This is a genomic window from Anaeromyxobacter sp. SG17, from assembly GCF_022690695.1.
In the GTDB taxonomy this organism is placed as follows: domain Bacteria; phylum Myxococcota; class Myxococcia; order Myxococcales; family Anaeromyxobacteraceae; genus Anaeromyxobacter; species Anaeromyxobacter soli.
Genome location: NZ_JALCYX010000066.1, coordinates 1 through 23,327, shown reverse-complemented (window position 1 = coordinate 23,327; position 23,327 = coordinate 1). Strand labels below are relative to the sequence as shown.

At 72.7% G+C, this 23,327-nt stretch carries 24 protein-coding genes; all 24 read right to left on the bottom strand.

Features of this window, described 5'->3' with window-relative positions; all coding sequences use genetic code 11:
* Positions 1-545 (bottom strand): translation initiation factor IF-2 N-terminal domain-containing protein (locus MNY60_RS18865; RefSeq protein WP_242361432.1); only part of this gene is annotated, 545 nt, incomplete at its 3' end.
* Positions 546-556: 11 nt separating this feature from the next.
* Complete coding sequence (locus MNY60_RS18860) at positions 557-820, bottom strand: DUF448 domain-containing protein (RefSeq protein ID WP_242340166.1); 264 nt, start codon at positions 818-820, stop codon at positions 557-559.
* Positions 817-2,487, bottom strand: coding sequence for a transcription termination factor NusA (gene nusA, locus MNY60_RS18855; RefSeq protein WP_242340167.1), 1,671 nt, complete (start codon positions 2,485-2,487; stop codon positions 817-819). Before nusA ends, MNY60_RS18860 begins: the two co-directional genes overlap by 4 nt.
* A 3-nt stretch (positions 2,488-2,490) precedes the next feature.
* On the bottom strand, positions 2,491-3,006 hold the full coding sequence (rimP, locus tag MNY60_RS18850) for a ribosome maturation factor RimP (protein WP_242340168.1): 516 nt from the start codon (positions 3,004-3,006) through the stop codon (positions 2,491-2,493).
* 154 nt (positions 3,007-3,160) lie between these two features.
* Positions 3,161-3,919: a TlyA family RNA methyltransferase gene (locus MNY60_RS18845; protein ID WP_242361430.1), complete on the bottom strand. Its 759-nt coding sequence runs from the start codon at positions 3,917-3,919 to the stop codon at positions 3,161-3,163.
* 219 nt (positions 3,920-4,138) lie between these two features.
* The gene (gene dxs, locus MNY60_RS18840; RefSeq protein WP_242340170.1) at positions 4,139-6,046 is read right to left on the bottom strand and encodes a 1-deoxy-D-xylulose-5-phosphate synthase; all 1,908 of its coding nucleotides are present in this window, start codon (positions 6,044-6,046) and stop codon (positions 4,139-4,141) included.
* Between the two features lie 27 nt (positions 6,047-6,073).
* Positions 6,074-6,955, bottom strand: a complete 882-nt coding sequence (locus tag MNY60_RS18835) for a polyprenyl synthetase family protein (RefSeq protein WP_242340171.1) — start codon at positions 6,953-6,955, stop codon at positions 6,074-6,076.
* Between the two features lie 68 nt (positions 6,956-7,023).
* The gene (locus MNY60_RS18830; protein ID WP_242340186.1) at positions 7,024-7,422 is read right to left on the bottom strand and encodes a response regulator transcription factor; all 399 of its coding nucleotides are present in this window, start codon (positions 7,420-7,422) and stop codon (positions 7,024-7,026) included.
* A gap of 24 nt (positions 7,423-7,446) precedes the next feature.
* Positions 7,447-7,719, bottom strand: coding sequence for an exodeoxyribonuclease VII small subunit (gene xseB, locus MNY60_RS18825; RefSeq protein WP_242340172.1), 273 nt, complete (start codon positions 7,717-7,719; stop codon positions 7,447-7,449).
* A 21-nt stretch (positions 7,720-7,740) separates the two neighbouring features.
* Positions 7,741-9,213: an exodeoxyribonuclease VII large subunit gene (gene xseA / locus MNY60_RS18820; protein ID WP_242340173.1), complete on the bottom strand. Its 1,473-nt coding sequence runs from the start codon at positions 9,211-9,213 to the stop codon at positions 7,741-7,743.
* Complete coding sequence (otsB, locus tag MNY60_RS18815; protein ID WP_242356161.1) at positions 9,210-10,055, bottom strand: trehalose-phosphatase; 846 nt, start codon at positions 10,053-10,055, stop codon at positions 9,210-9,212. Before otsB ends, xseA begins: the two co-directional genes overlap by 4 nt.
* Positions 10,056-10,290: 235 nt before the next feature.
* Positions 10,291-11,250, bottom strand: a complete 960-nt coding sequence (gene hemH, locus MNY60_RS18810; protein WP_242356158.1) for a ferrochelatase — start codon at positions 11,248-11,250, stop codon at positions 10,291-10,293.
* On the bottom strand, positions 11,251-12,633 hold the full coding sequence (hemN, locus tag MNY60_RS18805; RefSeq protein ID WP_242340176.1) for an oxygen-independent coproporphyrinogen III oxidase: 1,383 nt from the start codon (positions 12,631-12,633) through the stop codon (positions 11,251-11,253).
* A 7-nt stretch (positions 12,634-12,640) separates the two neighbouring features.
* Positions 12,641-13,693: a uroporphyrinogen decarboxylase gene (gene hemE, locus MNY60_RS18800; protein WP_242340177.1), complete on the bottom strand. Its 1,053-nt coding sequence runs from the start codon at positions 13,691-13,693 to the stop codon at positions 12,641-12,643.
* A 96-nt stretch (positions 13,694-13,789) separates the two neighbouring features.
* Positions 13,790-14,014 (bottom strand): hypothetical protein, encoded by a 225-nt coding sequence (locus MNY60_RS18795; RefSeq protein WP_242356157.1) that lies wholly within the window; start codon positions 14,012-14,014, stop codon positions 13,790-13,792.
* Between the two features lie 8 nt (positions 14,015-14,022).
* Positions 14,023-14,310, bottom strand: a complete 288-nt coding sequence (locus MNY60_RS18790; RefSeq protein ID WP_242340179.1) for a DUF167 domain-containing protein — start codon at positions 14,308-14,310, stop codon at positions 14,023-14,025.
* Positions 14,307-15,116: an LpxI family protein gene (locus MNY60_RS18785; protein ID WP_242340180.1), complete on the bottom strand. Its 810-nt coding sequence runs from the start codon at positions 15,114-15,116 to the stop codon at positions 14,307-14,309. The genes MNY60_RS18790 and MNY60_RS18785 overlap by 4 nt, the downstream gene beginning before the upstream one ends.
* 162 nt (positions 15,117-15,278) lie before the next feature.
* On the bottom strand, positions 15,279-16,052 hold the full coding sequence (gene lpxA, locus MNY60_RS18780; RefSeq protein WP_242340181.1) for an acyl-ACP--UDP-N-acetylglucosamine O-acyltransferase: 774 nt from the start codon (positions 16,050-16,052) through the stop codon (positions 15,279-15,281).
* A 14-nt stretch (positions 16,053-16,066) separates the two neighbouring features.
* The gene (gene fabZ, locus MNY60_RS18775; RefSeq protein ID WP_242340187.1) at positions 16,067-16,513 is read right to left on the bottom strand and encodes a 3-hydroxyacyl-ACP dehydratase FabZ; all 447 of its coding nucleotides are present in this window, start codon (positions 16,511-16,513) and stop codon (positions 16,067-16,069) included.
* A gap of 23 nt (positions 16,514-16,536) precedes the next feature.
* Positions 16,537-17,595, bottom strand: coding sequence for a UDP-3-O-(3-hydroxymyristoyl)glucosamine N-acyltransferase (gene lpxD / locus MNY60_RS18770; protein ID WP_242340182.1), 1,059 nt, complete (start codon positions 17,593-17,595; stop codon positions 16,537-16,539).
* A gap of 7 nt (positions 17,596-17,602) precedes the next feature.
* Positions 17,603-18,190 (bottom strand): OmpH family outer membrane protein, encoded by a 588-nt coding sequence (locus MNY60_RS18765; protein WP_242340183.1) that lies wholly within the window; start codon positions 18,188-18,190, stop codon positions 17,603-17,605.
* A 23-nt stretch (positions 18,191-18,213) separates the two neighbouring features.
* Positions 18,214-20,640, bottom strand: a complete 2,427-nt coding sequence (gene bamA, locus MNY60_RS18760) for an outer membrane protein assembly factor BamA (protein WP_242340184.1) — start codon at positions 20,638-20,640, stop codon at positions 18,214-18,216.
* Positions 20,641-20,732: 92 nt separating this feature from the next.
* The gene (locus MNY60_RS18755; protein ID WP_242340185.1) at positions 20,733-21,407 is read right to left on the bottom strand and encodes an ABC transporter ATP-binding protein; all 675 of its coding nucleotides are present in this window, start codon (positions 21,405-21,407) and stop codon (positions 20,733-20,735) included.
* The coding region (locus tag MNY60_RS18750; RefSeq protein WP_242361428.1) for an FtsX-like permease family protein at positions 21,407-23,327 on the bottom strand (1,921 nt) is incomplete at its 5' end. The genes MNY60_RS18755 and MNY60_RS18750, both read right to left, overlap by 1 nt.

Below are 23,327 nucleotides of genomic sequence, written 5' to 3'. Positions count from 1 at the left end.
CGAGCCGCCGGCGAGGCCGGACCCTGCGCGGCGGCTGGCATCGCCGGCGCGGTGGGCGCGGAGGGAGCCGTGGTCGGCGCGGCCGGAGCCCCGGCGGGCGCGGCCGGCGTCTCCGGCGCCGCCACCGGCTCGGCCGGCGCGGCACCGACGGGCGCCTGCTCCTGCTCCTGCTCCGCAGCGGGCGCGGCAGCCTCTTCGGCGGGAGCCTCGGCCTCGTAGGCCTCGTAGGCCTCGACGGGCTCCTGCTCCTGCTCCTGCTGAGGCTCCGGCGACGCGGCGACCGGCGCGGGCTGCGGGACCTCCGTGTGCACGCGCTTGCGCACCACGAACCCGGGGCCCGCCGGGCGCACGGGCGCCGGCTTCGGCTTCCGCTCGCCGACGATCTTCTCGTACGCCGACGCGGCCTGGTCGTCCTCGAGGGAGGACGAATGGCTCTTCACGTCGTAGCCGAGCTGGTGGAGCTTCTCGACCAGCTCCTGGTTGGAGAGCTCGATACCCTGCTCCTTAAGCTGCTTGCCGAGCTCGTGAACCCGCTTCTTGGACATTTCGTAGACTCCTAATCCTTACGGGCACTTCCCGTCAACTCGACACGCAGCGCCGCCGCGTCGACCACCGCTTCCGGGCGGCGGAGCGCACGCGGGAGCGCACGACGCCGGAGCGCCTTCTCCAGGCACCCGACGCTCGCGTGGAGCCACGCTCCACGGCCTCCGCCACGCCGACGATCGAAGATCACCCGTTCACCATCCGTCGTGAGCCGTACGAGCTGCCGCTGCGCCGCCCGCTCCCCGCAGCCGACGCAGGTGCGGACGGGCTCGCTCAAGCGCCGGCGCCTCCCTGTGCGGCCTTCGCCTTGGCCGCGTCGAGCTCTGCGCGGAGCTTCGCCTCTTCCTCGAGGTAGACGCCCACCGCGTGCTTGATCTGGCGCGCCTTCTTGATGCCGAGGCCGCTCGACTCCGCGAGCCGCATCACGTCCGCCTCGTTGTGGACCGCCTCCACCGTGCCGTAGCCGGCGCCCTTCAGCTGGTCGACGGTCTTCTCGCCGACGCCGCGGACGCGCGCGAAGCGCTCCTCCTGCGTGAGCTCGTCCGGGTGGCGCCGCGCCTCGGCGATGCGGGCCGCCTCGCGCTCCTGCTCGAGCTGCATCTCCTTCTCGGCGTCGACGATCGACTGCTCGCGGGCGCGCTTCTGCAGGTCCGGGATCATGTCCATCGTGAAGCCCGGGAACTGCGTGAGCATCTCGGCGGCGGCGTTCGCGACGTCCTGCGCCTTCCGGAAGCCGTGCGAGTACAGCATCTCCTGCGTGGGCTCGGGGATCTCGAGCGCGCCGAAGCTCTCGGTCGCGAACTCGCGCATCTCCTTCACGCGGGACTCGGAGTTGATGTCGAGCTTCCAGCCGGTGAGCTGGGAGGCGAGGCGCACGTTCTGGCCGCGGCGCCCGATGGCGAGCGAGAGCTGGTCGTCGGGGACGATGATCTCCATCGCCTTGTTCTGCTCGTCGAGGAGCACGCGCGAGACCTCGGCCGGCGCGAGCGCGTTGCACACGAAGCGCGCGTAGTCGTCGTCCCAGGGCACGATGTCGATCTTCTCGCCGCGGAGCTCCTGCACGACCGCCTGGACGCGGCTGCCCTTCATGCCGACGCAGGCGCCGACGGGATCCACGTCCGAGTCGCGCGACGACACCGCGATCTTGGCGCGGCCACCCGGCTCGCGGGCCGCCGCCTCGATGACCACGACGCCCTCCGCGATCTCGGGCACCTCCATCTCGAAGAGCTTCTTGAGGAGGTCCACCGAGGCGCGCGAGAGGATGATCTGCGGGCCCTTCGACTCGCGCAGCACGTCCATCACGTACGCCTGGATGCGGTCGCCGGCGCGGTAGCTCTCGCGCGGCACCTGCTCGCGCACGGGCAGCACCGCCTCGGCGCGGCCGAGGTCCACGATCACGTTGCCGCGCTCGAAGCGCCGGACGATGCCGGTGATGACCTCGCCCTTGCGGTCCTTGTACTCGTTGAAGACGTTCTCGCGCTCGGCGTTGCGGGTGCCCTGGATCATCACCTGCTTCGCGGTCTGCGCCGCGATGCGGCCGAAGGAGCGGCGGAAGGTCTTGAGCTTGAGGAGGTCGCCCCACTGCTCGTCCTGGGCCTTCGCCTCCGCCTCGTCCTCCGCGCGGTAGTAGATGGGGAAGTCGAGCTCGTCGCCCGGCTCCACCTCGATGCCCTTCTCGTGCGCCACCGACACCGGGATCATGTTCACCGGGTCGGGGATGGGCGCCTCCTCGGTGGCATCGGCGACGATGGTGAGGACCTGGAAGAGATCGACCTGGCCCTTGTCCTCGTCGTAGCGGGCCTTCAGGTTCCGCTCCATCCCGAAGTGGCGCTTCGCGGCGCTGCCGATGGCCTCCTCGAGGATCTCGACGAGCCGCGCGCGGTCGATGCCCTTGTCCTTGGCGACCTGGTCGAGGATGAGGTTCAGGTTCACGTTCTGCTGCATCGGTCAGTCCTTCCTCCGAAGGTCCGCCTCGAAGTCGTACTCGAGGTGGGCCTTCGCGATCTGATCGTGGGGGACGCGGTGGACGACGCCGTCCACGTCGATCTCGACGGCGCCGTCGCGGTAGCCCACGAGGACGCCGGTCCAGTTCTTTCGCGGGGGGGAGCCGGGCGCCGTCTCGGGGACGGGCCCGTACGCCTTCACGTGCGCGCGCTGCCCCGCGTAGCGGTCGAAGTCGGCCGGCTTGCGCAGCGGCCGATCGAGGCCCGGCGACGAGACCTCGAGGTCGTAGGCCGGCTCGATGAAGTCCTCGACGTCGAGGATGGGCTCCACGAGCCGGGACACGGCCTGGCAGTCCTCGATCCCGACGCCGCCCGGCTTGTCGACGAAGAGCCGGAGCGTCCAGCGAGCTCCCTGGCGCGCCCACTCCACCTCGACGAGCTCGTAGCCGTCGCGTACGAGCACGGGCTCGAGCACCCGGCGCGTGCGGTCGGCGATGGACTCTTCTCCGATACCCGTCATTGACCCCTAAAAAACGAAAAGTGGGCGACGCGGCCCACTTTCGAGACCCGGCATTGCCCGGGCGCGAAAATGTCGGCGTGTCAGTAACAGACCGGGTGGAGGCGGTCAAGGACGACCGGGCCGCCTGGCGGGCCCTTCCACGAGCTCGCACGGCCTACCCCGGGTCGGGCGGGAGACGGAGCGCGAGGAGCCACTCCCGGTTCCCCGCCGGGCCCTCGATGGGTGACTCGGCGTGACCCAGGATCTCGAACCCGAGCTCTCGCGCGGCGGCGGCGATGCCGTCGAGCGCGGCCCGGCGCTTGGCCTCGTCGCGCACCACGCCCCCCTTGCCGACCTCGCCCTTCCCCACCTCGAACTGCGGCTTCACGAGCAGGATCGCCTCGCCGCCCGGGCGGAGGATCGCCTTCACCGCCGGCAGGATGAGCCGGAGCGAGATGAACGACAGGTCGCCGGTCACGAGCTCGACCCGGGTGCCGAGCGCCTCGGCGGTGAGCGCCCGCGCGTTCTCGCGCTCGCGGACCACGACGCGCGGGTCGCCGCGGAGCCTGGGGTGGAGCTGGCCGTAGCCCACGTCGATGGCGTAGACCCGGGCGGCGCCGCGCTGCAGGAGCAGGTCGGTGAAGCCGCCGGTGGACGCGCCCAGGTCGGCGCACGTCTTCCCGGCCGGATCCACGGGGAACACGTCGAGCGCTCGCTCGAGCTTGAGCGCGCCGCGCGACACGTACCGCTGCGGCCCGGCCCCCTCCTTCAGCCGGATGGGCGCCTGCGGGTCGACGAGCGCGCCCGGCTTGTCGACGCGCGTCTCACCCACCACGACGGCGCCGGCCATCACGAGCGCCTGCGCCTTGGCGCGCGACTCCGCGATCCCCCGCTCGACGAGGACGACGTCGATCCGCTGCCTGCGCGAGGTCATGGCGGGGGCTGCGCCCCCACGCCGGCTCCCCGGGGCCCGCGCGCCATCGCGGGCGGCCGCGCCGCGAGCGCGGTGGCGCGCCCGCGGGGGCGCGGCGGCCCCCCCCCGCGGGCCCCCGGGGGCCCGCGCGCCATCGGGGGGGGCCGCCCCGCGCGCGGGTGGGCGCGCCGGCGGGCTCGCTTCGCTCGCTGACCGACGTTCACGATCGTCGCAGCTTACCTACGCCGCCCCGCGCTTCGCCCGCTCGCCGACGACCTCGCGGCACGCGCGCGCGATGCCCTCGGCGTCGAGCCCGAGCTGCGCCCGCTGGCGGCCCTGATCGCCGTGCGTCACGAACTCGTCGGGGAGCCCGAGCCGCTTCACCCGCAGCCCCTCCGCCACGAAGCCGCGCCGCTCGAAGAGCTCGAGGCAGGCGGCGCCGAAGCCGCCGGGCAGGCACCCCTCCTCCACGGTCACGACTCGGCGGGAACGCTCCGCCTCGCCGGCGATGAGCTCCTCGTCGAGCGGCTTCGCGAAGCGGGCGTCGACGACGGAGGCGGCGATGCCCTCCTTCGCGAGCGCCTCGGCCGCGCCGAGCGCGGGGCGGACGGTCGCGCCGAGCGCGACGATGCACACGTCCGGCTTCCCGGCCACCGCGCGGGCGAGCCGGCCCTTCCCGATGGGCAGCACCTGCGGCGGCTCGAGCGCGACGCCCTCGCCCGCGCCGCGGGGGAAGCGGAACGCCGCGGGGCCGTCGTGGTGGAGCGCGGTGTGGAGCATGTGCCGGAGCTCGTTCTCGTCCGAGGGCGCCATCACCACGAGGTTCGGCACGCAGCGCAGGTACGCGACGTCGAACGCGCCCTGGTGCGTCTTGCCGTCGGCGCCGACGAGGCCGCCGCGGTCGAGCGCGAACGTCACCGGCAGCCGCTGCAGGGCCACGTCGTGGATGATCTCGTCGTAGGCGCGCTGGAGGAAGGTGGAGTAGATGGCGACGACCGGGCGGACGCCCTCGCAGGCGAGGCCGGCGGCGAAGGTCACGGCGTGCTGCTCCGCGATGCCGACGTCGTAGGTGCGCTCCGGGAAGCGCGCCTTCGCCTTGATGAGGCCCGTGCCCTCGAGCATCGCGGCGGTGATCGCCACGACGCGCGGATCCCGCTCCATCTCCTCGCAGAGCGCCTCGGCGAAGAGGTCCGTGTACGCCTTCGCCGACGCCTTCTTCACGGGCTTGCCGGTCGCGACGTCGAAGAACGAGAGGCCGTGCCCGCGGGTCGCCTTGTCCGACTCGGCGGGCTGGTAGCCCTTGCCCTTCGTGGTGATGGCGTGGAGCAGCACCGGGCCGTCGAAGATCGCGAGCTTCTGGAAGGTCTCGACGAGGCCCCGCACGTCGTGCCCGTCCACCGGGCCGACGTAGTGGAAGCCGAGCCCCTCGAAGAGGATGCCCGGCGTGACGAGCGCCTTCGTCGCGTTGATCCCGTGGCGGATCATGTCGATCGCCTCGGGCCCCTTGGGCACCTGGGAGAGGAAGTCCTTCACCGCGCGGCGCCAGCGGTTGTACGTGCGCGAGGCGAACTTCTTCGAGAACCACTCGGACAGCGCGCCCACGTTGGGCGAGATCGACATCTCGTTGTCGTTCAGCACGACGAGGAGGTTGCGGCCGAGGTAGCCGGCCTGGTTCAGCCCCTCGAACGCGACGCCGCCCGTCATGGCGCCGTCGCCGACCACCGCCACGACCTTGCCGGGCGCGCCGGAGAGCCGCTTCGCCTCGAGCATGCCGAGCGCGGCGCTGATGGCGGTGGAGGCGTGCCCGACGCCGAACGCGTCGTGCTCGGACTCGTGCCGCTCGGGGAAGCCCGCGAGGCCGCCCTCGGTGCGGATGGTGCGGAACCGCTCGCGCCGGCCGGTGAGCAGCTTGTGCGCGTAGGCCTGGTGGCCGACGTCCCACACGAGCTTGTCGGTCGGCGACGCGTACACGTAGTGCAGCGCGACGTTGAGCTCGACGGCGCCGAGCGACGAGCCGAGGTGCCCGCCGTTCTTCGCGCAGGTCTGGATGATCTCCTCGCGGAGCTCGTCGCACAGGCGCGGCAGATCGTCGACCGGCAGGCGCTTCAGGTCGGACGGCGAGTCGATGCTGTCGAGCAAGCGGCTCATTCGTGGAACCTCCGTTCTCGGGTCCTGCTACTTCTTGCGCGAGAGCACGTAGCGCGCCACCGCGCGGAGCGGCTCGGCGGGCGGTCCGAGCGGGGCGAGCGCGGCGAGCGCCTCGTGGAGGAGCGCCTCCGCGCGGCGGCGCGCCTCCGGGATCCCAACCAGGCCCGGAAGCGTGGACTTCCCGGCCTCGGCGTCCTTGCCGGCCCGTTTCCCCAGCGTCTGGGTGTCGGCGGTGAGATCGAGGAGGTCGTCCGCGATCTGGAAGGCGAGCCCGAGCTTGAGTCCGATGGGGTAGACGCGGTCGATGGGGGCGCCGCCGCACGCCGCGCCGCCGGCGACGGCGCTCGCGAGCAGCGCCCCGGTCTTGGTGCGCATGAGCTCGAGGATCTCGGGCTCCGCGAGGCGCGCGTGCTCGCCCTCGATGTCGCGCGCCTGCCCCTCGACCATGAGGTAAGCGTTGTCGGCGAGCAGGCGGGCGAGGGCCGCGGCGCCCGGCTGCGGCGCGGCGAGGAGGTGCCCGAACGCGAGGGATTGCAGCGCGTCGCCCACGAGCACCGCGGTCGCCTCGTCGAACGCCTTGTGGACCGTGGGGCGGCCACGGCGGAGGTCGTCGTCGTCCATCGCGGGCAGGTCGTCGTGGACGAGGGAGTAGGTGTGGATCGCCTCGAGCGCGACCGCGAAGCGCATCGCGAGCGAGCCGTCGGAGGCGTCGCCGCCGTGCGCCTCGCACGCGGCGAGGACGAGCGCCGGGCGGAGCCGCTTCCCGCCGCCGAGGAGCGCGTAGCGGACGGCGTCGAGCAGCCGGCCCGGCCCCTGGCCGCGCCGCGCCTCCACGAGCGCCACGAGGTGGGGCTCGAGGCGGGCGGAGACCTGTCGGAGGTAGGCCTGGATGTCGAGGTCTTCGGCCACGGCGGAGCCCTTGTAGCACAAGGCAGCCCGGGCGCTCACGCCACCGGCGGAGCCGCCGCCAACCGGGTTCACGCCGGGGTGGGGACCGCCCCGGCGCGCCGGTCGAGGATCTCCCGGATGCGCGTGATGAGCCGGTCCATGTCGAGGGGCTTCGGGAAGTAGTCGACGGCGCCCGCCTCGATGCCGCTGCGCTCGTCCTCGACGCTCTTGCGCGCCGAGATGAAGATGACGGGGATGTCACCGAAGGTGGGGTTCTTCTTGATGGCGCGGCACAGCTCGAAGCCGTCGATCCAGCTCATCATCACGTCGAGCAGGATGACGTCCGGGCGATCCACGTGCATCGCCGAGATGAGCCTGAGCCCGTTCGCCGCCTGGCCGACGTCGAACCCCTCGAGCTCGAGCGCGAGGGTGAGCATCTCCCGCGTGTCGCGGTCGTCGTCGACGATGATGACCTTCGGCTTCTTCATGCGCTCTTGGGCCGGCATCGGTCGTCAAGATCCTCGGCCGGCCTCGGGCTCGAACGGCACCGCCTCCTCGTCGCCGTCGGCGTCGCGCACGAGCAGCTCGACCCTGCGCTCCGCGTCGTCGAGCTTGCGGGACGCGTCCTTCGCGAGCCGCACGCCCTCGGCGAACTTCTCGATCGACTGCTCCAGCGTGAGCTGGCCGGACTCGAGCTCGGCGACGACGCGCTCGAGCCGCGTGACGAGCGCGTCGTAGGACTCCTCTGCCACCGACTGCTCCTGCCGCTCGCTCGCCTGGCTCACGCGACCTCCGAGTCCACCTACTTAACGACGCCGCGAAAGGGGGTCAACGGCCGCCCCGCCGGAGCCGCCGGCGTCGCCCTCCCGCGCGGGCGCCGCGCGCCCCGGCAGCGGGTCGTCCCCTGCATCCCTGCGGGTGACCTGCGCGTCGAGCCAGCCCTCTCCGAGGACGATCCTCAGCGCCTCGCCCTCGGACGCCTGCGAGCTCCGGGCCACCACGTGGCCCTCGCGGAGCACGAGCGAGAAGCCGCGCGACAGGAGCTTCGCCACGTTCGACGGCCCGAGGCGCGCCTCGAGCCGCTGGAGCCGGAGCGCCTCGCGGCGGAAGGTGGCCGCCTGCCACGCGCCCAGGCGGCGCGTGCTCGCCTCCATGCGCGCCCGGATCTCGCGCACGCGGCGGCGCGGCTCCTGGCGGCCGAGGCGGGCGCGGAGCGGCTCGAGCCGCGCGCGCTCCGAGCGGATCGGCGCCCGCACGTGGCCCAGCGCCTCGCGGAGCAGATCCTCGACGCGGTGGCGCTCGCGCGAGAGGAGGTGCGCCGGATCGGCGAGCTCGGCGTGCAAGGCGCGCAGCTCGCCGCGCCGGAGCTCCAGCGCGCCCCGCGCGGTGCGGTCGAGGCGGGCGCGGAGCGCCGCCACGCGCGCCGCGAGCTCGTCCCGCACCGGGGCCACGAGCTGGGCGGCGTGGGTGGGGGTCGCGGCGCGGACGTCCGCCACGAGATCCGCCACCGTGACGTCCACCTCGTGACCGACCGCCGAGACCACCGGGACCGGGCAGGCGGCGATGGCGCGCGCCAGCCGCTCGTCGTTGAACGCGCCGAGCTCCTCCTGCGAGCCGCCGCCGCGCGTCACGACGATCACGTCCACGCCGGCGCGGCACAGCGCGCGCACGGCCGAGACCACCGTCGACGCGGCGCCGTCCCCCTGGACCCGGCACGGCGCCACCAGGACGGAGAGCGAGGGGAAGCGGCCGTGGAGCACGCGGAGGAAGTCGCGGACCGCGGCGCCCGTGGGGCTCGTGGCGACGCCGATCCGCCGGGGCACGAAGGGCAGCGGCCGCTTGCGCGCGGGGTCGAGGAGGCCGTCCGCCTGGAGCCGCTCCTTCACCTGCTGGAGCAGCAGCGCCGCCGCGCCGGCGCCGCGCGGCTCGAGCTCCTGCACGATGAGCTGGTACTTGCCGTGCGGCGCGTAGATCTCGACGAAGCCGCGGGCGATCACCTCCTGCCCCTCGGCGAGCTGGAACTTCACCCGGCGCGCCTGCGACGACCAGACGACCGCGCCGATGAGGCCGTCGGCGTCCTTGAGCGAGAAGTAGACGTGCCCGCTCGACTGGCGGCGCAGGTTCGCCACCTCCCCGGCGACCCAGACGTCGCGGAACTTCGGCTCGACCGCGTTCTTGAGCGCGCGGGTGAGCTCGCCGACGGACCACGGGCGCGGCAGCTCCCGCGGCGCGAACAGGTCCCCGGTGGTCCCGGGCTCGGGGCGGCGGGGCGGCCTCATCGCCGCCCTCCCGCCCGGGCGGGGAGCGGCCGGAGCGGGCGCGCCCGGCGGATCCGGGGCGCCGCGCCGCTCGCCTCGCCGGCGGCGCGGACCGAGCCGAGCCGGACGAGCAGCTCGAGCAGCTCGGGGACGTCGCGCTGCTCGCGGATCCTCCACGGGGCGAGCGACGGCCCCCCGCCGACGTGCACGCCGAACACGAGCGGCGGCCCGACCGCGAAGGCGTCCTCGTCCGTGACGTCGTCGCCCGCGTAGAGCGCGGCGGTGCAGCCGAGCCGCGTGACGAGCGCGCGCACCGCGTCGCCCTTCGACGGGAAGTCGTGCGGCAGGACGTTCAGGACCTTCTTCCCAGGGATGAGGCGGGTCCCCTCGAGCTGGTTCGCGGCTTCGTAGACGGCGCGCTCGGAGGCGCGCCACGTCCGCGCGAGGCCGTAGTGGATCGCGAGCGTGGAGCGCTTGTCCTCGAAGTGGATGCCGGGCACGCCCGCCAGGGCGACCTCGAGCCGGCGCCGCCAGCCGCGCACGCTGCGCAGGACGCGCTCCGGCACGGCGATGGGCCGCCCGAGCTCGAAGCCATGGTTGCCGACCACGAGGGGGACCGCTGGACCCACGAAGCGCGCCACGTCGCGCCAGGCGCGGCCGGACACGACCGCGACGGGGTAGCTCCGCCCGAGCCGCTGGAGCAGGCGGCGGGTCGTCCGGTCCATGCGCGCCCCGTGGGGATCCCGCACGACCGGGGCGAGCACGCCGTCGTAGTCGAAGGCGAGGAGGACCTTCGCCGGCGTGTGCTCGCCGACGAAGCGCGCCAGCGCGGCGCGGTGGCGCGGGTGGAGGAGATCCTTCATCGGCCGGGACTGATGAGCATAACATTCGTCCCGGGGGGACACACACGACGTGCCCTCCCGGATCGGAGGTCGGCCGCGGTCCCGCGGCGGCGCAGGGGACCCCGGCGAGCAGGGGTGGGTCCCCGACGACGGCGGCCAGCCGCCGGCGGGGCGGGGGCGCAGCCCCCGTTCGAACATGCCTGGACGACAGCGTGATTCGCGTCACCGAAGGTGATCGCGAATCACGAGCCGTCGTTCAGGCGGCGGGCCGGCTCGCGTGGAGCCCCGCGCGGACCACGTCCGCGAGCGCCGCGACGAAGTCGGGGCGGACGCCGAGCGCCGGCACGCGGAGGTAGGCCGTCGCGCCGCCCTCGGCCGCCGCCTGCCTGGCGAGGATGTCGAGGTCGTAGAGCGTCTCGAGGTGCTCCGACACGAACGCGATCGGCACCGTCACGATCGCGCGCCCGCGCGTGTTCCCCCGGAGGAACTCGACGGTGTCGGGACCGAGCCACTTCGCGGGCCCCACCCGGCTCTGGTAGGTGACCCGGAACTCCGCGGCGCCCGCGCGCCGGGCGGTCTCGCGGGCCGAGTGCTCGATGTACCCGGGGTACGGGTCGCCCCTGCGCACCTGGCTCATCGGGAGCCCGTGCGCGCTGAACACGACGAGCGCGGTCTCGCGCGCCGCGGCGGGGAGCTCGCCGAGCGTCTCGCGCAGCGCGGCCGCCGAGGCGTCGAGGTAGCCCTCGTGATCGTGCCAGGTGCAGATCTCGGCGAGCGGCAGGTGCTTCGGCCAGAGGCGCCGGAGCTCGACGAGCGAGCTCTTCGTGGTCGCGTTGGCGTACTGCGGGTAGAGCGGGAGCGCGACGGCGCGGGTGGCCCCGGCGGCGATCGCCTCGCGGACGCCCTCCTCGGTGTTCGGGTGGCCGCAGCGCATCGCGAGGTGGCACGACCAGCCGGGGCCGAGGACGCCCTCGAGCGCGCGCGCCTGCCGTTCGGTCCCCTCGACGATGGGCGACTTGCCGCCGATGAGCGCGTACTTCTCGGCGGAGGACGGGGCGCGCAGCCGGGAGATGAGCCGCGCCACGAGCGGCCGCAGCGGGCCGAACGGCGCGGAGATGAGGAGCGGATCCGAGAAGAGCTCGTAGAGGTACGGCTCGACCTCCTCGAGCGTCCTCGGCCCGCCGAGGTTCATGAGGAAGACGGCGGTGCGCTCCATCTAGACCGTCCGCGAGAACGTGGGCTTCTTCTCGCCGGCGTGCTTGCCGAGGTACGCGTCGAACAGCATGGCGACGTTGCGCACGAGGAGCTGGCCGAGCGGGGTCACCCGGAGCAGATCGCCGTCGAAGGTCACGAGCCCGTCGCCCTCGAGCTCGGCCACGCCCTTCGAGAGGTCCGCCTCGATCGCCTTCCGCGCGGCCGGCCCGAACTTCTCGGCGACCTCGCGCAGGTCGAGCCTGAGGAGGCACATGACCCGGTTGATGACGAAGCGCCGCATGACGTCGTCGTCCGTCACCGAGGCGCCGCGCTCGACGGGGATGATGCCCTGCGCGACCTTGTCGCCCCAGTCCTTCAGCTTGTGGGCGTTCTGGGCGTACGCGCCGCCGATGTCCGAGATGGACGTCATCCCGAACGCGACCGTGTCCGCCGCCGGCCGGACCGTGTACCCCTGGAAGTTCCGGTACAGGTAGCCGGCGTCCTGCGCGCGCGCGAGCTCGTCCGACTCGAGCGCGAAGTGGTCGAGGCCGATGAGGCGGTAGCCGCCCGAGGTGAACGCCTCCACCGCCTGCAGGAACAGCTCGACGCGCTGCTCCGTCTTCGGGAGCGCCTCCTGCGGCAGGAGCCGCTGGTGCGGCTTCGACCACGGGACGTACGCGAAGCCGAACACCGCCATGCGGTCCGGGTGGATCTTCAGGATGAGGTCGAGCGTCTTCTGCCAGGTGTCCCGCGACTGGAACGGCAGCCCGTAGATGAGGTCGAGGTTCACCCCGTGGAAGCCGTTGTCGCGGGCCGCCTGCACGAGCTCGGCGGTCTCCTTGAAGCCCTGGATGCGGCCCACCGTCTCCTGGACCTGCGGATCGAAGTCCTGCACGCCCATCGAGATGCGGTTGAAGCCGAGCTTCGCGAGCGTCTCGATCTGGGAGCGGGTGGTGATCGCCGGGTCGATCTCGATCGCCATCTCGCCGTCCTTGGCGAAGTCGAAGTGGCGCGCGAGGAGCGCGTGGCACTGCTCGAGCTGGCGCTCGTCGAGGAAGGTCGGCGTCCCGCCGCCCCAGTGGAGCTGCGTCACGCTGCGGCGCCGGGGCAGCCGCTTCGCCACGAGCTCGACCTCCTTCTCGAGGAGCTCGAGGTACGACTCGGCGCGCGTGCGGTCGTGGGTCGCGATGACGTTGCACCCGCAGAAGCGGCACATCTCGCGGCAGAACGGGAGGTGGACGTAGATCGAGAGCGGCCCGCCCTGCGCATCGGCACGCGCGAGGTGCTCCTCGTAGTCCTTCGGCCCGAAGGTGTCCGACCACTCCGGCGCGGTCGGGTAGCTCGTGTAGCGCGGGCCGGGACGGTCGTACTTCTTGATGAGCTCCCAGGACGGGATCTGGATCACGTCTTCCTCACTTCCAGGCGAAGGCGTGGACCGCGTCCACTACCGCCTTCACGGTCTCGGTCGGCGTGCCGGGCTGGATCCCGTGGCCGAGGTTGAAGATGTAGCCGGGCTCCCGGCCCGCCGCCCGCACGATGGAGAGCGCGCGCTCCACGGCGACCTCCTTCGGCCCGAGCAGGAGGGTGGAGTCGAGGTTGCCCTGGATGGCGACGCCGGGAGCGCGGCGGCGCGCCTCGTCGATGGGGATGCGCCAGTCCACGGAGACGACGTCGTAGCCGAGCTTGGAGATCGGCTCGAGGTGGGAGCTCGTGCCCGTCGAGAAGAAGATCGCCGGCACGCCGGTGCGCTTCACGGCCTCGGCGATGCGCGCGAGGTACGGGAACGCGAACTCCTCGAGGTCCGCGCGATCGAGCTCGCCGAGCCAGCTCTCGAAGATCTGCGCGGCCTGCGCTCCGGCCGCGATCTGCTCCTCGATCTGCACGATGGCCGCGCGGGTGAGCTTCTCGAAGAGCGCGTGCGCCGTGCGGGGCTCGGCGTACAGCATCGTCTTCAGGCGGGTGAAGCCCTGGCTTCCGCCCTCGACCGCGTAGCTCGCGACGGTGAACGGACCGCCCACGAAGCCGATGAGGGGGACGCGGTCGCGCAGCGCGGCGCGGATGGCGCGCACGCCGTCGAGGACGTACGGCAGGTCCTTCTTCGGCTCGGGGACGCGCAGGGCGTCCACGTCGGCGCGCGTGCGGACGGGGTTCGCGATCTTGGGGCCGCCGTCGCCCTTGCCCTTCTCGCCCTTCTCGAACGTGAGGTCGAGCCCCATCGCCGGCAGGTGGACGAGGATGTCGGAGAACAGGATCGCCGCGTCGAACCCGAACTCGTCGATCGGCGCCACGGTCACCTGGGCGATGAGCTCCGGCGAGCGGCACAGCTCGAGGAAGCCCACCTTCTCGCGGACGGCGCGGTAGGAGGGCTGGTACCGGCCGGCCTGGCGCATCATCCAGACGGGCACGCGGTCGACGGGCTGCTTCCGGCAGGCGGCGAGGAATCGCTGGGTCATGGGGGGCGCCATCTTATTCGACTTCCAGCGTCCGGAACACGGGCGAGACGCCGCGTTGTTCCCGCAAGGATTGCGTCTCCGTGCTCCCGCCGCGCTGCGGCAGCGGCGTCAGCGGCGCAGGACGGCGAACGCCACGAGCACGGCGCCGAGGGCGACCATCGCGAGCCCGTACACGACGAGCATCGCGCCGGCCGTGCGGGCGCCCGCGCCGACGACCTCGCGGCCGTGCACGACGACGCGCTGGCGCCGGAGCGCGGCGAGCCCCTTCGCGGCGACGAAGAGACCGGGGACGGCGAGGAGGGCGGCGGCGAGGGCGAGGAGGGCGCGGGCCATGGGGGCTCTCAGGGGGCGAGCGCGGCGACGGCGCGCGCCGCGGAGACGGTAGCGACCCGGACCGACTTGCGCCGGCCGGCCTCGCCGCGGAGGACGGACACGTCCTGCTTGCGGACCGAGAGCGCGCCGGCGAGGAACTCGACGAGGGCGGCGTTCGCCTCCCCGTCCACCGGCGGCGCCGCGAGCTGGATCTTGAGCCGGCCGTCGTGCTCCCCGACCACGCGGGTGCGCGACGCGCGCGGCTGGACGAGGAGCTCGAGCACCACCCCGCCCGCCTCGTCGCGCGCCCAGCTCACCCCTTGAGCCCCATGAGCACGAGCCTGGCCTTGTCCGCGCGCGCGACCATCCGCTCGAGATCCATCACGAGCGTGGCGCCCGCCTCCACCGCGAGCACCCGGCCGCCCGCCTCGCGCAGGGTCTCGAGCGTGTCGGGGCCGACCGCCGGGAGGTCGAAGCGGCGATCCTGCCCGGGCTTCACCGCCTTCGCGACGACGAACCCGCCGGAGCGGGCGAGCTCTCCGCCGCGCCGGATGCACGCGTCCGTGCCCTCGAGCGCCTCGACCGCGAGCGCCACCCGGTCCTTCACGACCACCGTCTGACCGAGGTCGAGCCGCCCGATGCCGCGCGCGAGCTCGATCCCGTAGGCGGCGTCCGCGCGCTCGTCGTCGGTCGGCTGGTGCCTGCCCAGCACGCCCTCGGGCGCGAGCCGGTCCTGCAGGAACGGCGTGGGATCGGTGATGGGCACCCCCTCCTCGTCGAGGAAGCGCGCCATCGCGCGGAGCAGGTTGTCGTCGGACCGGATGCCCACGCGCGCGAGGACGCGGAGGCCCGTCGCGTCGAGCATCGCGTCGGTGAAGAAGCGCTTCTTCGTGATGGCGCCGAGCATCACGCTCTGCGTCGCGCCGCCCGCGCGGAGCGCGTCGAGGATGTGCCCGATCTGCCCGAGCTTCACCCAGGTGAGCGCGTCCACCGCGCCCTCGAGCGCGGGGTCGGTCTCGTTCCGGTGCGCGACGGCCACGACGCGGTGCCCGGCGCGGCGGGCGCTCTCCGCGAACAGGATCGGGAAGCGCCCGCCCCCCGCGATGAGGCCGATGGTCGCCATCGCTTAAACGGGGGCTGCGCCCCCGCCCCGCCGAGCGGAGCTCGTCGGGGCCCCACCCTGGCTCGCCGGGTCCCGTGCGCCATCGCGCGCGGCTTCGCCGCTATCGCGGTGGCGCCCCGGCGGACTCGCTTCGCTCGTCGAGTGTTTACGAGTCATGATCGATCAGCGCGTGATGCCGCGCTGCGTCCCCTTGAGGAAGCGGACGAAGTGCGCGACGTCCTCGTACATCCCGAGCTCCGCCTCGACCTGCGCGATCGCCTCGGCGAGCCCCAGGTTGGAGCGGAACACGATCTTGTAGGCCTGCTTCACCTGCCCGATGCGCTCCTCGCTGATCCCCGCGCGCTGCATGCCGACCGCGTTCAGGCCGGCGAGCTCGGCGCGCGGGCCCGCCACCGTGCAGAACGGCGCCACGTCCATGGTGACGCCGGTGAGGCCCGAGACGAACGCGAGCCGGCCGATGCGGCAGAACTGGTGCGCCGCGGCGAGGCCGCTCACGTGGACGTGGTCCTCGAGGACGACGTGCCCGGCGAGCGCGACCGAGTTCGCGATGATCGCGCCGTCGCCCACGTCGCAGTCGTGCCCGACGTGGCTGTTCGCCATGAACAGGCAGCCCGAGCCGATGCGCGTGACGCCGCCGCCCTGCAGCGTGCCGGTGCTGATGGTCACGCCCTCGCGGAACGTGTTCCGGTCGCCGACCACGAGCTCGGTCGGCTCGCCCCGGTACTTGAGGTCCTGCGGCACCTCGCCCACGACGGCGTGCGGGAAGACCCGGTTCGCCTCGCCGAGCGTGGTGCGCCCCGCCACGACCGCGTGCGCGCCGATCACCGTGCGCGCGCCGATGCGGACGTGGGGCCCGATGACCGCGTAGGGGCCGATCTGGGCGGACGGATCGACCTCGGCGCCCGGCTCGAGGACGGCGGTGGGGTGGATGGACATGCTCGGTGCTCCTGTCAGCTCGCGACCTCGCGGTCGGCGAACATCGCCATGAACTCGGCCTCGGCGACGGTCTGCCCGTCCACGATCGCGGTCCCCTTCTCCTTCCAGACCGCGCCCTTCTGCTTCGTCACCTCGACGTGCAGCTCGAGCCTGTCCCCCGGGACCACCGGCCGGCGGAACCTCGCCCCGTCGATCCCCATCAGATAGGTGATCTTCGAGGCGGTCTGGTCGGCCGGCAGCGACTTCAGCGCGAGGAGCGCGCCGGCCTGCGCGAGGGCCTCCAGGATGAGCACCCCCGGCATCACCGGGTGGCCCGGGAAGTGTCCCACGAAGAACGGCTCGTTCATCGTCACCGACTTCCAGGCGACGAGGCGCACGTTCGGCTCCACGAGGACCACCCGGTCCACGAGGAGGAAGGGCGGGCGGTGCGGCAGGAGCTGCTGGATGGCCTCGATGTCCATCACGACCGGCGCGCGCTCGGCGCTCATGGCTTCTTCTCCCCGGCGGCGCGAAGCCGCTCGAGCTCACGGCGGAGCTCCTTCACCTCGCGGCGGAGCTCCGGGAGCGTCCGCAGGGCCGCCTGCGTGCGCAGCCAGTCGGCGTGCGGCTGCGACGGCGACCCGCTCACCGTCTCGCCCGGCGCGAGGTCGGTCATGACGCCGGCCTGGGCGCCCATCTTGGCGCCGTCGCCGATGCTGAGGTGGCCGACGATCCCGGCCTGCCCGGCGGCGACGACGCCCATCCCGAGCTTCGTCGAGCCGGCGATGCCGACCTGCGAGACGATGAGGCAGAGCGGCCCGAGCTCCACGTTGTGGGCGATCTGGACGAGGTTGTCGATCTTGGACCCACGCCCCACGCGCGTCGCGCCGAGCGTCGCCCGGTCGAGGCAGGTGTTGGCGCCGATCTCGACGTCGTCCTCCACGATCACGATGCCGATCTGCGGCACCTTGAAGTGGCGCGGCCCGTGGCCCTCGCCGTCGGGATCGAAGGCGAACCCGAACCCGTCCGACCCGATGACGCAGCCCGGCTGCAGGATCACGCGGTTGCCGATGCGGCAGCGCTCCCGCACGACGACGTTCGGGTAGAGCAGGCAGTCCTCGCCGACGCGGGCGCCCTCGCAGACGTGCACGCCGGGGTAGACGATCGTGCGCGCGCCGATCTCGGCGTCGGGGCCGACCGAGGCGAGCGGCATCACCTGCGCGCTCGGGTGGACCCGGGCGCTCGGGTGGATCGCCGCCTCCGGCGCGATCTCCGGCGCGGGCTCGCGGGGAGGATGGAACAGGGTCGAGATCTTCGCGAACGCGAGGTAGGCGTTCGGCGCCCGGAGCACCGTGCGCCCGGCGGGCACCTCTGCGTCCGGCTCGACCACGACCGCGCCGGCGCGCGAGGCCTCGAAGGCCTGGCGGTACTTCCGGTTGGAGAAGAAGGAGACGTGGTGCGGGCCGGCGTCCTCGAGCGGCGCGACCCCCTCGCACGTCAGGGTGCCGTCGCCGACGACCTCGCCGCCGACGCGCGCGGCGAGCTCCGCGAGCGTGAACGTCACGTCCGCCTCACTTCTTCCCGGCGGGGGCCGCGGCCGGCTTCCCGGCGGGCTTCGCCTCGGCCGGCTTCTTCGCGGCGCCGCCCGGGAACTTCGCGTTGTACTTGCGGATGAGCTCGTTCGTGAGGTCGAGGGCGGGCAGCGCGAACACGATGCCGGAGTCGCTGCGCTCGAGGACCATCGTGAAGCCGTCGGCCTCCGCGATCTCGCGGGTGATGTTCGCCATCTTGTCGAAGATGCCGCGCGTCACCTCGCGCTCGCGCTCGGAGAGGTCCTTCTGGAGCTGGCCCCAGAACTGCTGCAGCTCGTTCGCCTTGCGGTCGAGCTCCGCGGCCTTGTCGCGCCGCGCCTGCTCGGCCATGACCACGGACTGCTTCTCGAACTCCTGGCGGAGCTTGTCGAACTCGACCTTCCTCGCGTCGAGCTGCTTCTGCTTCTCGTCGAAGTCGCGCTTCAGGGTGGCCTTGGCGGACTTGCCCTCGTCGATCTCGTTGAGCGCGCGCTGCAGGTCGACGAAGCCGATCTTGGGCTCGACGGCGTGGGCGGCCGAGGCCGCGAGGAGGGCGAGGACGGCGGTGAGGCGGAGGGCGTGACGCATGGGGGCTCCTTGGCGACCGGCGATCAGAAGAAGTTGCCGATCGTGAACTGGAAGTCGAGGGCCTGATCGATGTACGCGCCGCCGTTCTCCGGGGCCTCGCGCCGGCGGTCGAGCGGGATGCCCCACTCGAACCGGAGCGGGCCGATCGGGCTCTGCCAGCGGAAGCCGAAGCCGACGGACTTGTAGAGCGACAGCGGGACGGCGGGGTCGGAGAACTTGCCGGGCGCGAACGCGTTGCCCCAGTCGCTGAAGAGGACGCCGCGGACGCCGACCGCCTTGAACAGCGGGAACTCGAGCTCGAGGTTCAGCACCGCCTGCTTGTCGCCGCCGATGTAGAGGGCGCCGCGCCGCGCGCTCGGGTCGAGCCAGGTCGGGACGTACTCGACGGGCGAGATGGACAGGTACCGGTAGCCGCGGACCGAGTTGATGCCGCCGACGAAGTAGCGCTCGGAGATGGGGACGCGGTGCTCGGAGTCCCAGTCGCGGATGTAGCCGAGCGAGAGCTTCGCCCGGCCGATGAGGCCCAGCCAGACCGGGTGGTAGGCGCGGGCGTCGAGGGCGTAGCGGGTGAAGAGGTTCACCTTCCCGAACAGTGACTCGGGCGCGAGGACCGGGGGGGCGACCTCCGCGCTTCCCGAGAGGAAGAGGCCGCGCGTCGGGAAGAGCCGGTTGTCGCGGCGGTCCCACTGCAGCGACAGGCGCAGCGCGCTCGTCGTGCCGGACTTGAACTGCTGGCTCGCGGCGACCGCGGCGAGGCCGGACGCGGTCACGTCCACGCGCTCGTTCGTGTACGTCGCGAAGAGCCGCATGTCCTCGAGGTTGCGCGCGAAGGACCACCAGGGCGCGAGGCCGTTCAGCTCGTAGCCCCACGTCATGGACCCGCCGATCGCCCGGCGCGTGAAGGTCGTGTAGATGCCCTCCGTGGCGTAGAGGTCGAAGGCGAAGGTCCACTTGGTGTCGAGGAAGTACGGCTCGACGAACTGGATCTGGCCGAGCTGGCGGATCGACGACCACTGCACCTGCAGCGAGAGCGTCTGTCCCCATCCGAAGAAGTTGTTCTGCGAGATCTGCCCGGTGAGGATGAAGTTCTCGTACGAGGAGAAGCCGGCGCCGATCTGGAAGGTCCCGGTGGCCCGCTCCTTCACCTCGACGACCGCGACGATCGTGTCCTCGGAGCTGCCCTGCTTCGTGGTGATCTCGACCGTCTCGAAGAAGCCGAGCGCGTTCACGCGCTGCTTCGACTGGCGCAGGCCGGTGCCCGAGTACAGCTCGCCCTCGTAGATCCGGAGCTCGCGGCGGATCACCTTGTCGCGGGTCTTGTCGTTGCCGATGACGTCGATCCGCTCGAAGCGGACCTTCGGCCCCGGCTGGATCTCGTAGGTGAGGTCGAGCGTGCGGGTCTTGGGATCGGTCGCGGTGAGGGGCGTGACGTTGGCGTACGCGTGGCCCAGGTCGCGGTAGACGTCGCCCACCGCGAACAGGTCCTGCTGGATCTTGCTCCGCGAGAAGATCTCGCCCGCCTTGGCGCGCACGATGCGGCGCAGGAGGGGCTCGCGGTCTAGGAGCTGGCCGGTGAAGGCGATCTTGCCGATCCGGTACTGCTCGCCCTCCTCGACCGGGATGGTGATGTGCAGGAACCGCTTGTCGGGCGAGAGCGCGACCGACGGGTTCCCGACCTTCACGTTCACGTAGCCGCGGTCGAGGTAGACGGCCTGGATGCCCTGGAGGTCGTGCTGGAAGGCCTCCTCGCGGTACGTGCCGAGCGAGCTCAGGAAGGAGAGGTAGCCGCCGGGCCGCGTCTGCATCACCCCGAGGAGATCCGCGTCCGGGACGTGCGCGTTCCCGATGAACCGCACCTCCTTCACCTGGACCTTCGCGCGCTCGTCGATGACGTAGACGACGTCGACCTGGTTGTCGGGCCGCTCGTCGAGCCGGTAGGTGACCTCCGCGAGGTAGTAGCCCTTCTCCGCGTACTTCTCCTTGATCTTCTTCACGTCCTTCCGGACGGCGACGAGATCGAGGATCGCGAACGGCTTCAGCTCGACGGTGTCCTTGAGATCGTCCTTCGAGAGCGCGTGGTTGCCCTCGATGCGCGCCTCGTGGACGGTGGGCCGCTCCGTGACGCGGTAGACGAGGACGGGCGCGCCGGCCGGCCCCTGCAGCTCGACGACGACGTCGGAGAAGAACCCGAGCTTCATCACCGCCCGGATGTCCTTCTGGACGCCGCGCGGATCGTAGGGCTGACCCTTGCGCTGGGTGATGGCGGCGCGGATCGCGTCGACCTCGACGCGCCGGTTCCCCTCGACGCGGACGTCGGCGAGCACCTCGCCCGCCCTCACCTCCGTCGAAGGAGACGCGGCCTGGGCCACGGCCCGGACAGGAACGAGGGCGGCACCGGCGGCGATGAGCAGCGCGGCGAGCGCGGCCGTGGGATCGGTCAGGCGCTTCACGGAGCCGCGGAATCTAAACCGATGCCCCGAAAAGCTCAAACGTCTTCCTTCCGGCCGCCGACGCGGCCCCCGGGAGCCGCCCGCCGGAGCGCTCACGCGAGCCGCCCCCGCTCCAGGCGAAGCCGGCGCGGCAGCGCCGCGGCGAGCCGCTCGTTGTGCGTGACGACCACCGCGGTGATCCCCATCCGCGCGTTGAGATCCGCGAGCAGGGTGTGGATGCCCTCGGCCGTCGCCGGATCGAGGTTGCCGGTCGGCTCGTCCGCGAGCAGGAGCCGCGGCCGGAGGCACAGCGCGCGCGCCAGGGCGACCCGTTGCTGCTCGCCGCCGGACAGCTCCCCGGGGTGGTGATCCACCCGCTCGGCGAGGCCGACCAGGGCGAGCATCTCCGCCGCCCGCCGCCGCGCCTCCGCCCGCGGCACGCGGCGGATGAGGGCCGGCATCATCGCGTTCTCGAGGGCGGTGAACTCGGGCAGCAGGTGGTGGCTCTGGAACACGAAGCCGACGGTCTCGTTGCGGAACGCGGCGAGGGCCTCCTCCCCGCGCTCGAAGGGATCCGCGCCGTCGAAGAGGATCCGCCCGCCGGTCGGCACGTCGAGGGTGCCGAGGAGGTGGAGGAACGTGCTCTTCCCGGCGCCGGAGGGCCCGGTGAGCGCGACGAGCTCGCCGGACCCGATCTCGAGGTCGATGCCGCGCAGCACCTCGAGCCGCCGGTCGCCCATCAGGTAGGTCTTGGTGAGCCCCTGGATCCGCACGAACGGGGAGGTCATCACTCGCTCCGGAGCCCGTCCACCGGGTTCAGGCGGGCGGCCTTCGTCGCCGGGTAGAGCGTCGCGAGGTACGACAGCGCGAGCGCGGCGAAGGCGACGAGCGCGAACTGCGAGGGATCGATCACCACGGGCAGGTTCGAGATGTAATAGACCTCGGGGTCGAGCGGGATGCCGACCTTGTCGATGAGCAGGCAGCTCCCGTAGCCGAGCAGCAGGCCGAAGGCGGTGCCCACCGCGCCGATGGTGACGCCCTCGGCCATGAAGATCTTCATCACGCTCGGCACCCCGGCGCCCATCGACTTGAGGACGCCGATCTCCTTGCGCTTCTCGAGGACGAGCATGACGAGCGTCGCGACGATGGTGAACGTCGCGACGAGCACGATGAAGCCGAGGATCACCGCCATCACGACCTTCTCGGTCTGCAGCGCCGAGAAGAGGCTGCGGTTGAGCTCGGTCCAGTCGCGCGCGCGGAAGGGCCAGCCGCCGAGCTCGAACACCACCCGGCCCATCACCGCCCGCGCCGCGTCCGGCTCGCGGACCTTCAGCTCGAACGCGGTGACCGCGTCGCCGGTGCCGAAGAACCTCTGGCCCTCGGCGAGGTCGACGTAGGCGAACTTGGAGTCGTACTCGAACATCCCGCTGTGGAAGATGGCCGCCACGCGGAACGGGCGGCTCTTCGGCTGCGGGCCGGCCGGGCCGAGATCGCCGAACGGCGAGACGACGTTCACCTGGTCGCCGACGAACACCCGGAGCGCCCGCGCGAGCTCGCGTCCCACGACGATGCCGGGCAGGGTCTTCCCGGCGCGGGGCGGGGCGCGCTGCTCGTCGGGGGACTCGGACTTGCCGGGCGGCGGGATGAGCTCCGGCTTCTCGAGCCAGCCGAGCTTCCCCTCCTCGATCGACTTCGGCAGCTCGGTCACGGTGCCCACCGAGCCGACGTCGATGCCCTTCACGATGGCGCCGGTGAGGTTCTGGCCGGCCGAGAGCATCACCTCGTTGTAGAGGATGGGCGTCGCGCCCACGACGCCCGGCACGTGGAGCACGCGCTCGCGCGTCGTCCGCCAGTCGGTGAGCTCGTTCTGGCCGTACGTGAGCAGCATGCCGTGCGCGTTCTGGCCGAGGATCTTGCTCTTGAGGTCGGCCTCGAAGCCGCTCATCACCGAGAGCACGACCGTGAGCGCCCACACCCCGATGGCCACCCCGCCGATCGAGATGAGCGTCATGAGGAGCGTCGCCGGCATGCGCGGGCGCACGAAGAGCTCGCCGCGCCGGTAGGCGCGCCGCTCCTTCGCGTCGCGCAGGAGGGACCAGACGAGCCCGAGCACGATGCCGGGCACGAGCCCGGTGACGACGAGGGCGAAGAGCGCGGCGAGCGTGCGCGGGCTGAGCCGCAGGTGGCTGCGCGCCACGAAGAGCTCGTACGAGAACGACGCGTCGAGGCGCCCGGTGCCGACCGCCAGGTACGCCAGCGTCGAGCCGATGAACACGGCGGTCGCCGCGAGGAGGCCCACGCCGAGGAGCCCGAGCACGAGCACGAGCTTCCCCTGCGCCTCGAGCGCCTGGAGCGCCGCGGAGCTCTCGCGCACCCCGGGCAGGAAGGCGACCAGCACCGCCACCCCGAGCGCCCAGAGCAGGAACGCGGCCGAGAGCTCGTAGAAGGCGATCCGCCGGCCGACCCAGGCGCCGGCCCCGCCGAGCGCGGCGCCGGCGAGCGCACCCGTGAGCGCGGCGAGGCCGATCGCGAGCGCGCCCGGGAGCGCGAGGCGGTCTCCGAAGAACGCGTGGGCGAGGGGCGCGACGGCGGCCGCGCCGAACAGGCCGGTGAGGACGAGGACGAAGGCCGGGACGGAGAACACCGGCGGGGCGGGGTGGCCGGCGCCGAGCGCGCCGCCGCGGGGGCCGGGGCCCTCCGCCGCGGGG

Excerpts from the sequence above, each read along its gene's own strand:
- nusA (WP_242340167.1), bottom strand. The coding sequence starts at position 2,487 with ATGCAGCAGAACGTGAACCTGAACCTCATCCTCGACCAGGTCGCCAAG.
- rimP (WP_242340168.1), bottom strand. The coding sequence starts at position 3,006 with ATGACGGGTATCGGAGAAGAGTCCATCGCCGACCGCACGCGCCGGGTG.
- MNY60_RS18845 (WP_242361430.1), bottom strand. The coding sequence starts at position 3,919 with ATGACCTCGCGCAGGCAGCGGATCGACGTCGTCCTCGTCGAGCGGGGG.
- dxs (WP_242340170.1), bottom strand. The coding sequence starts at position 6,046 with ATGAGCCGCTTGCTCGACAGCATCGACTCGCCGTCCGACCTGAAGCGC.
- MNY60_RS18830 (WP_242340186.1), bottom strand. The coding sequence starts at position 7,422 with ATGAAGAAGCCGAAGGTCATCATCGTCGACGACGACCGCGACACGCGG.
- xseA (WP_242340173.1), bottom strand. The coding sequence starts at position 9,213 with ATGAGGCCGCCCCGCCGCCCCGAGCCCGGGACCACCGGGGACCTGTTC.
- otsB (WP_242356161.1), bottom strand. The coding sequence starts at position 10,055 with ATGAAGGATCTCCTCCACCCGCGCCACCGCGCCGCGCTGGCGCGCTTC.
- hemH (WP_242356158.1), bottom strand. The coding sequence starts at position 11,250 with ATGGAGCGCACCGCCGTCTTCCTCATGAACCTCGGCGGGCCGAGGACG.
- hemE (WP_242340177.1), bottom strand. The coding sequence starts at position 13,693 with ATGGCGCCCCCCATGACCCAGCGATTCCTCGCCGCCTGCCGGAAGCAG.
- MNY60_RS18795 (WP_242356157.1), bottom strand. The coding sequence starts at position 14,014 with ATGGCCCGCGCCCTCCTCGCCCTCGCCGCCGCCCTCCTCGCCGTCCCC.
- MNY60_RS18785 (WP_242340180.1), bottom strand. The coding sequence starts at position 15,116 with ATGGCGACCATCGGCCTCATCGCGGGGGGCGGGCGCTTCCCGATCCTG.
- lpxA (WP_242340181.1), bottom strand. The coding sequence starts at position 16,052 with ATGTCCATCCACCCCACCGCCGTCCTCGAGCCGGGCGCCGAGGTCGAT.
- fabZ (WP_242340187.1), bottom strand. The coding sequence starts at position 16,513 with ATGGACATCGAGGCCATCCAGCAGCTCCTGCCGCACCGCCCGCCCTTC.
- MNY60_RS18765 (WP_242340183.1), bottom strand. The coding sequence starts at position 18,190 with ATGCGTCACGCCCTCCGCCTCACCGCCGTCCTCGCCCTCCTCGCGGCC.
- MNY60_RS18755 (WP_242340185.1), bottom strand. The coding sequence starts at position 21,407 with ATGACCTCCCCGTTCGTGCGGATCCAGGGGCTCACCAAGACCTACCTG.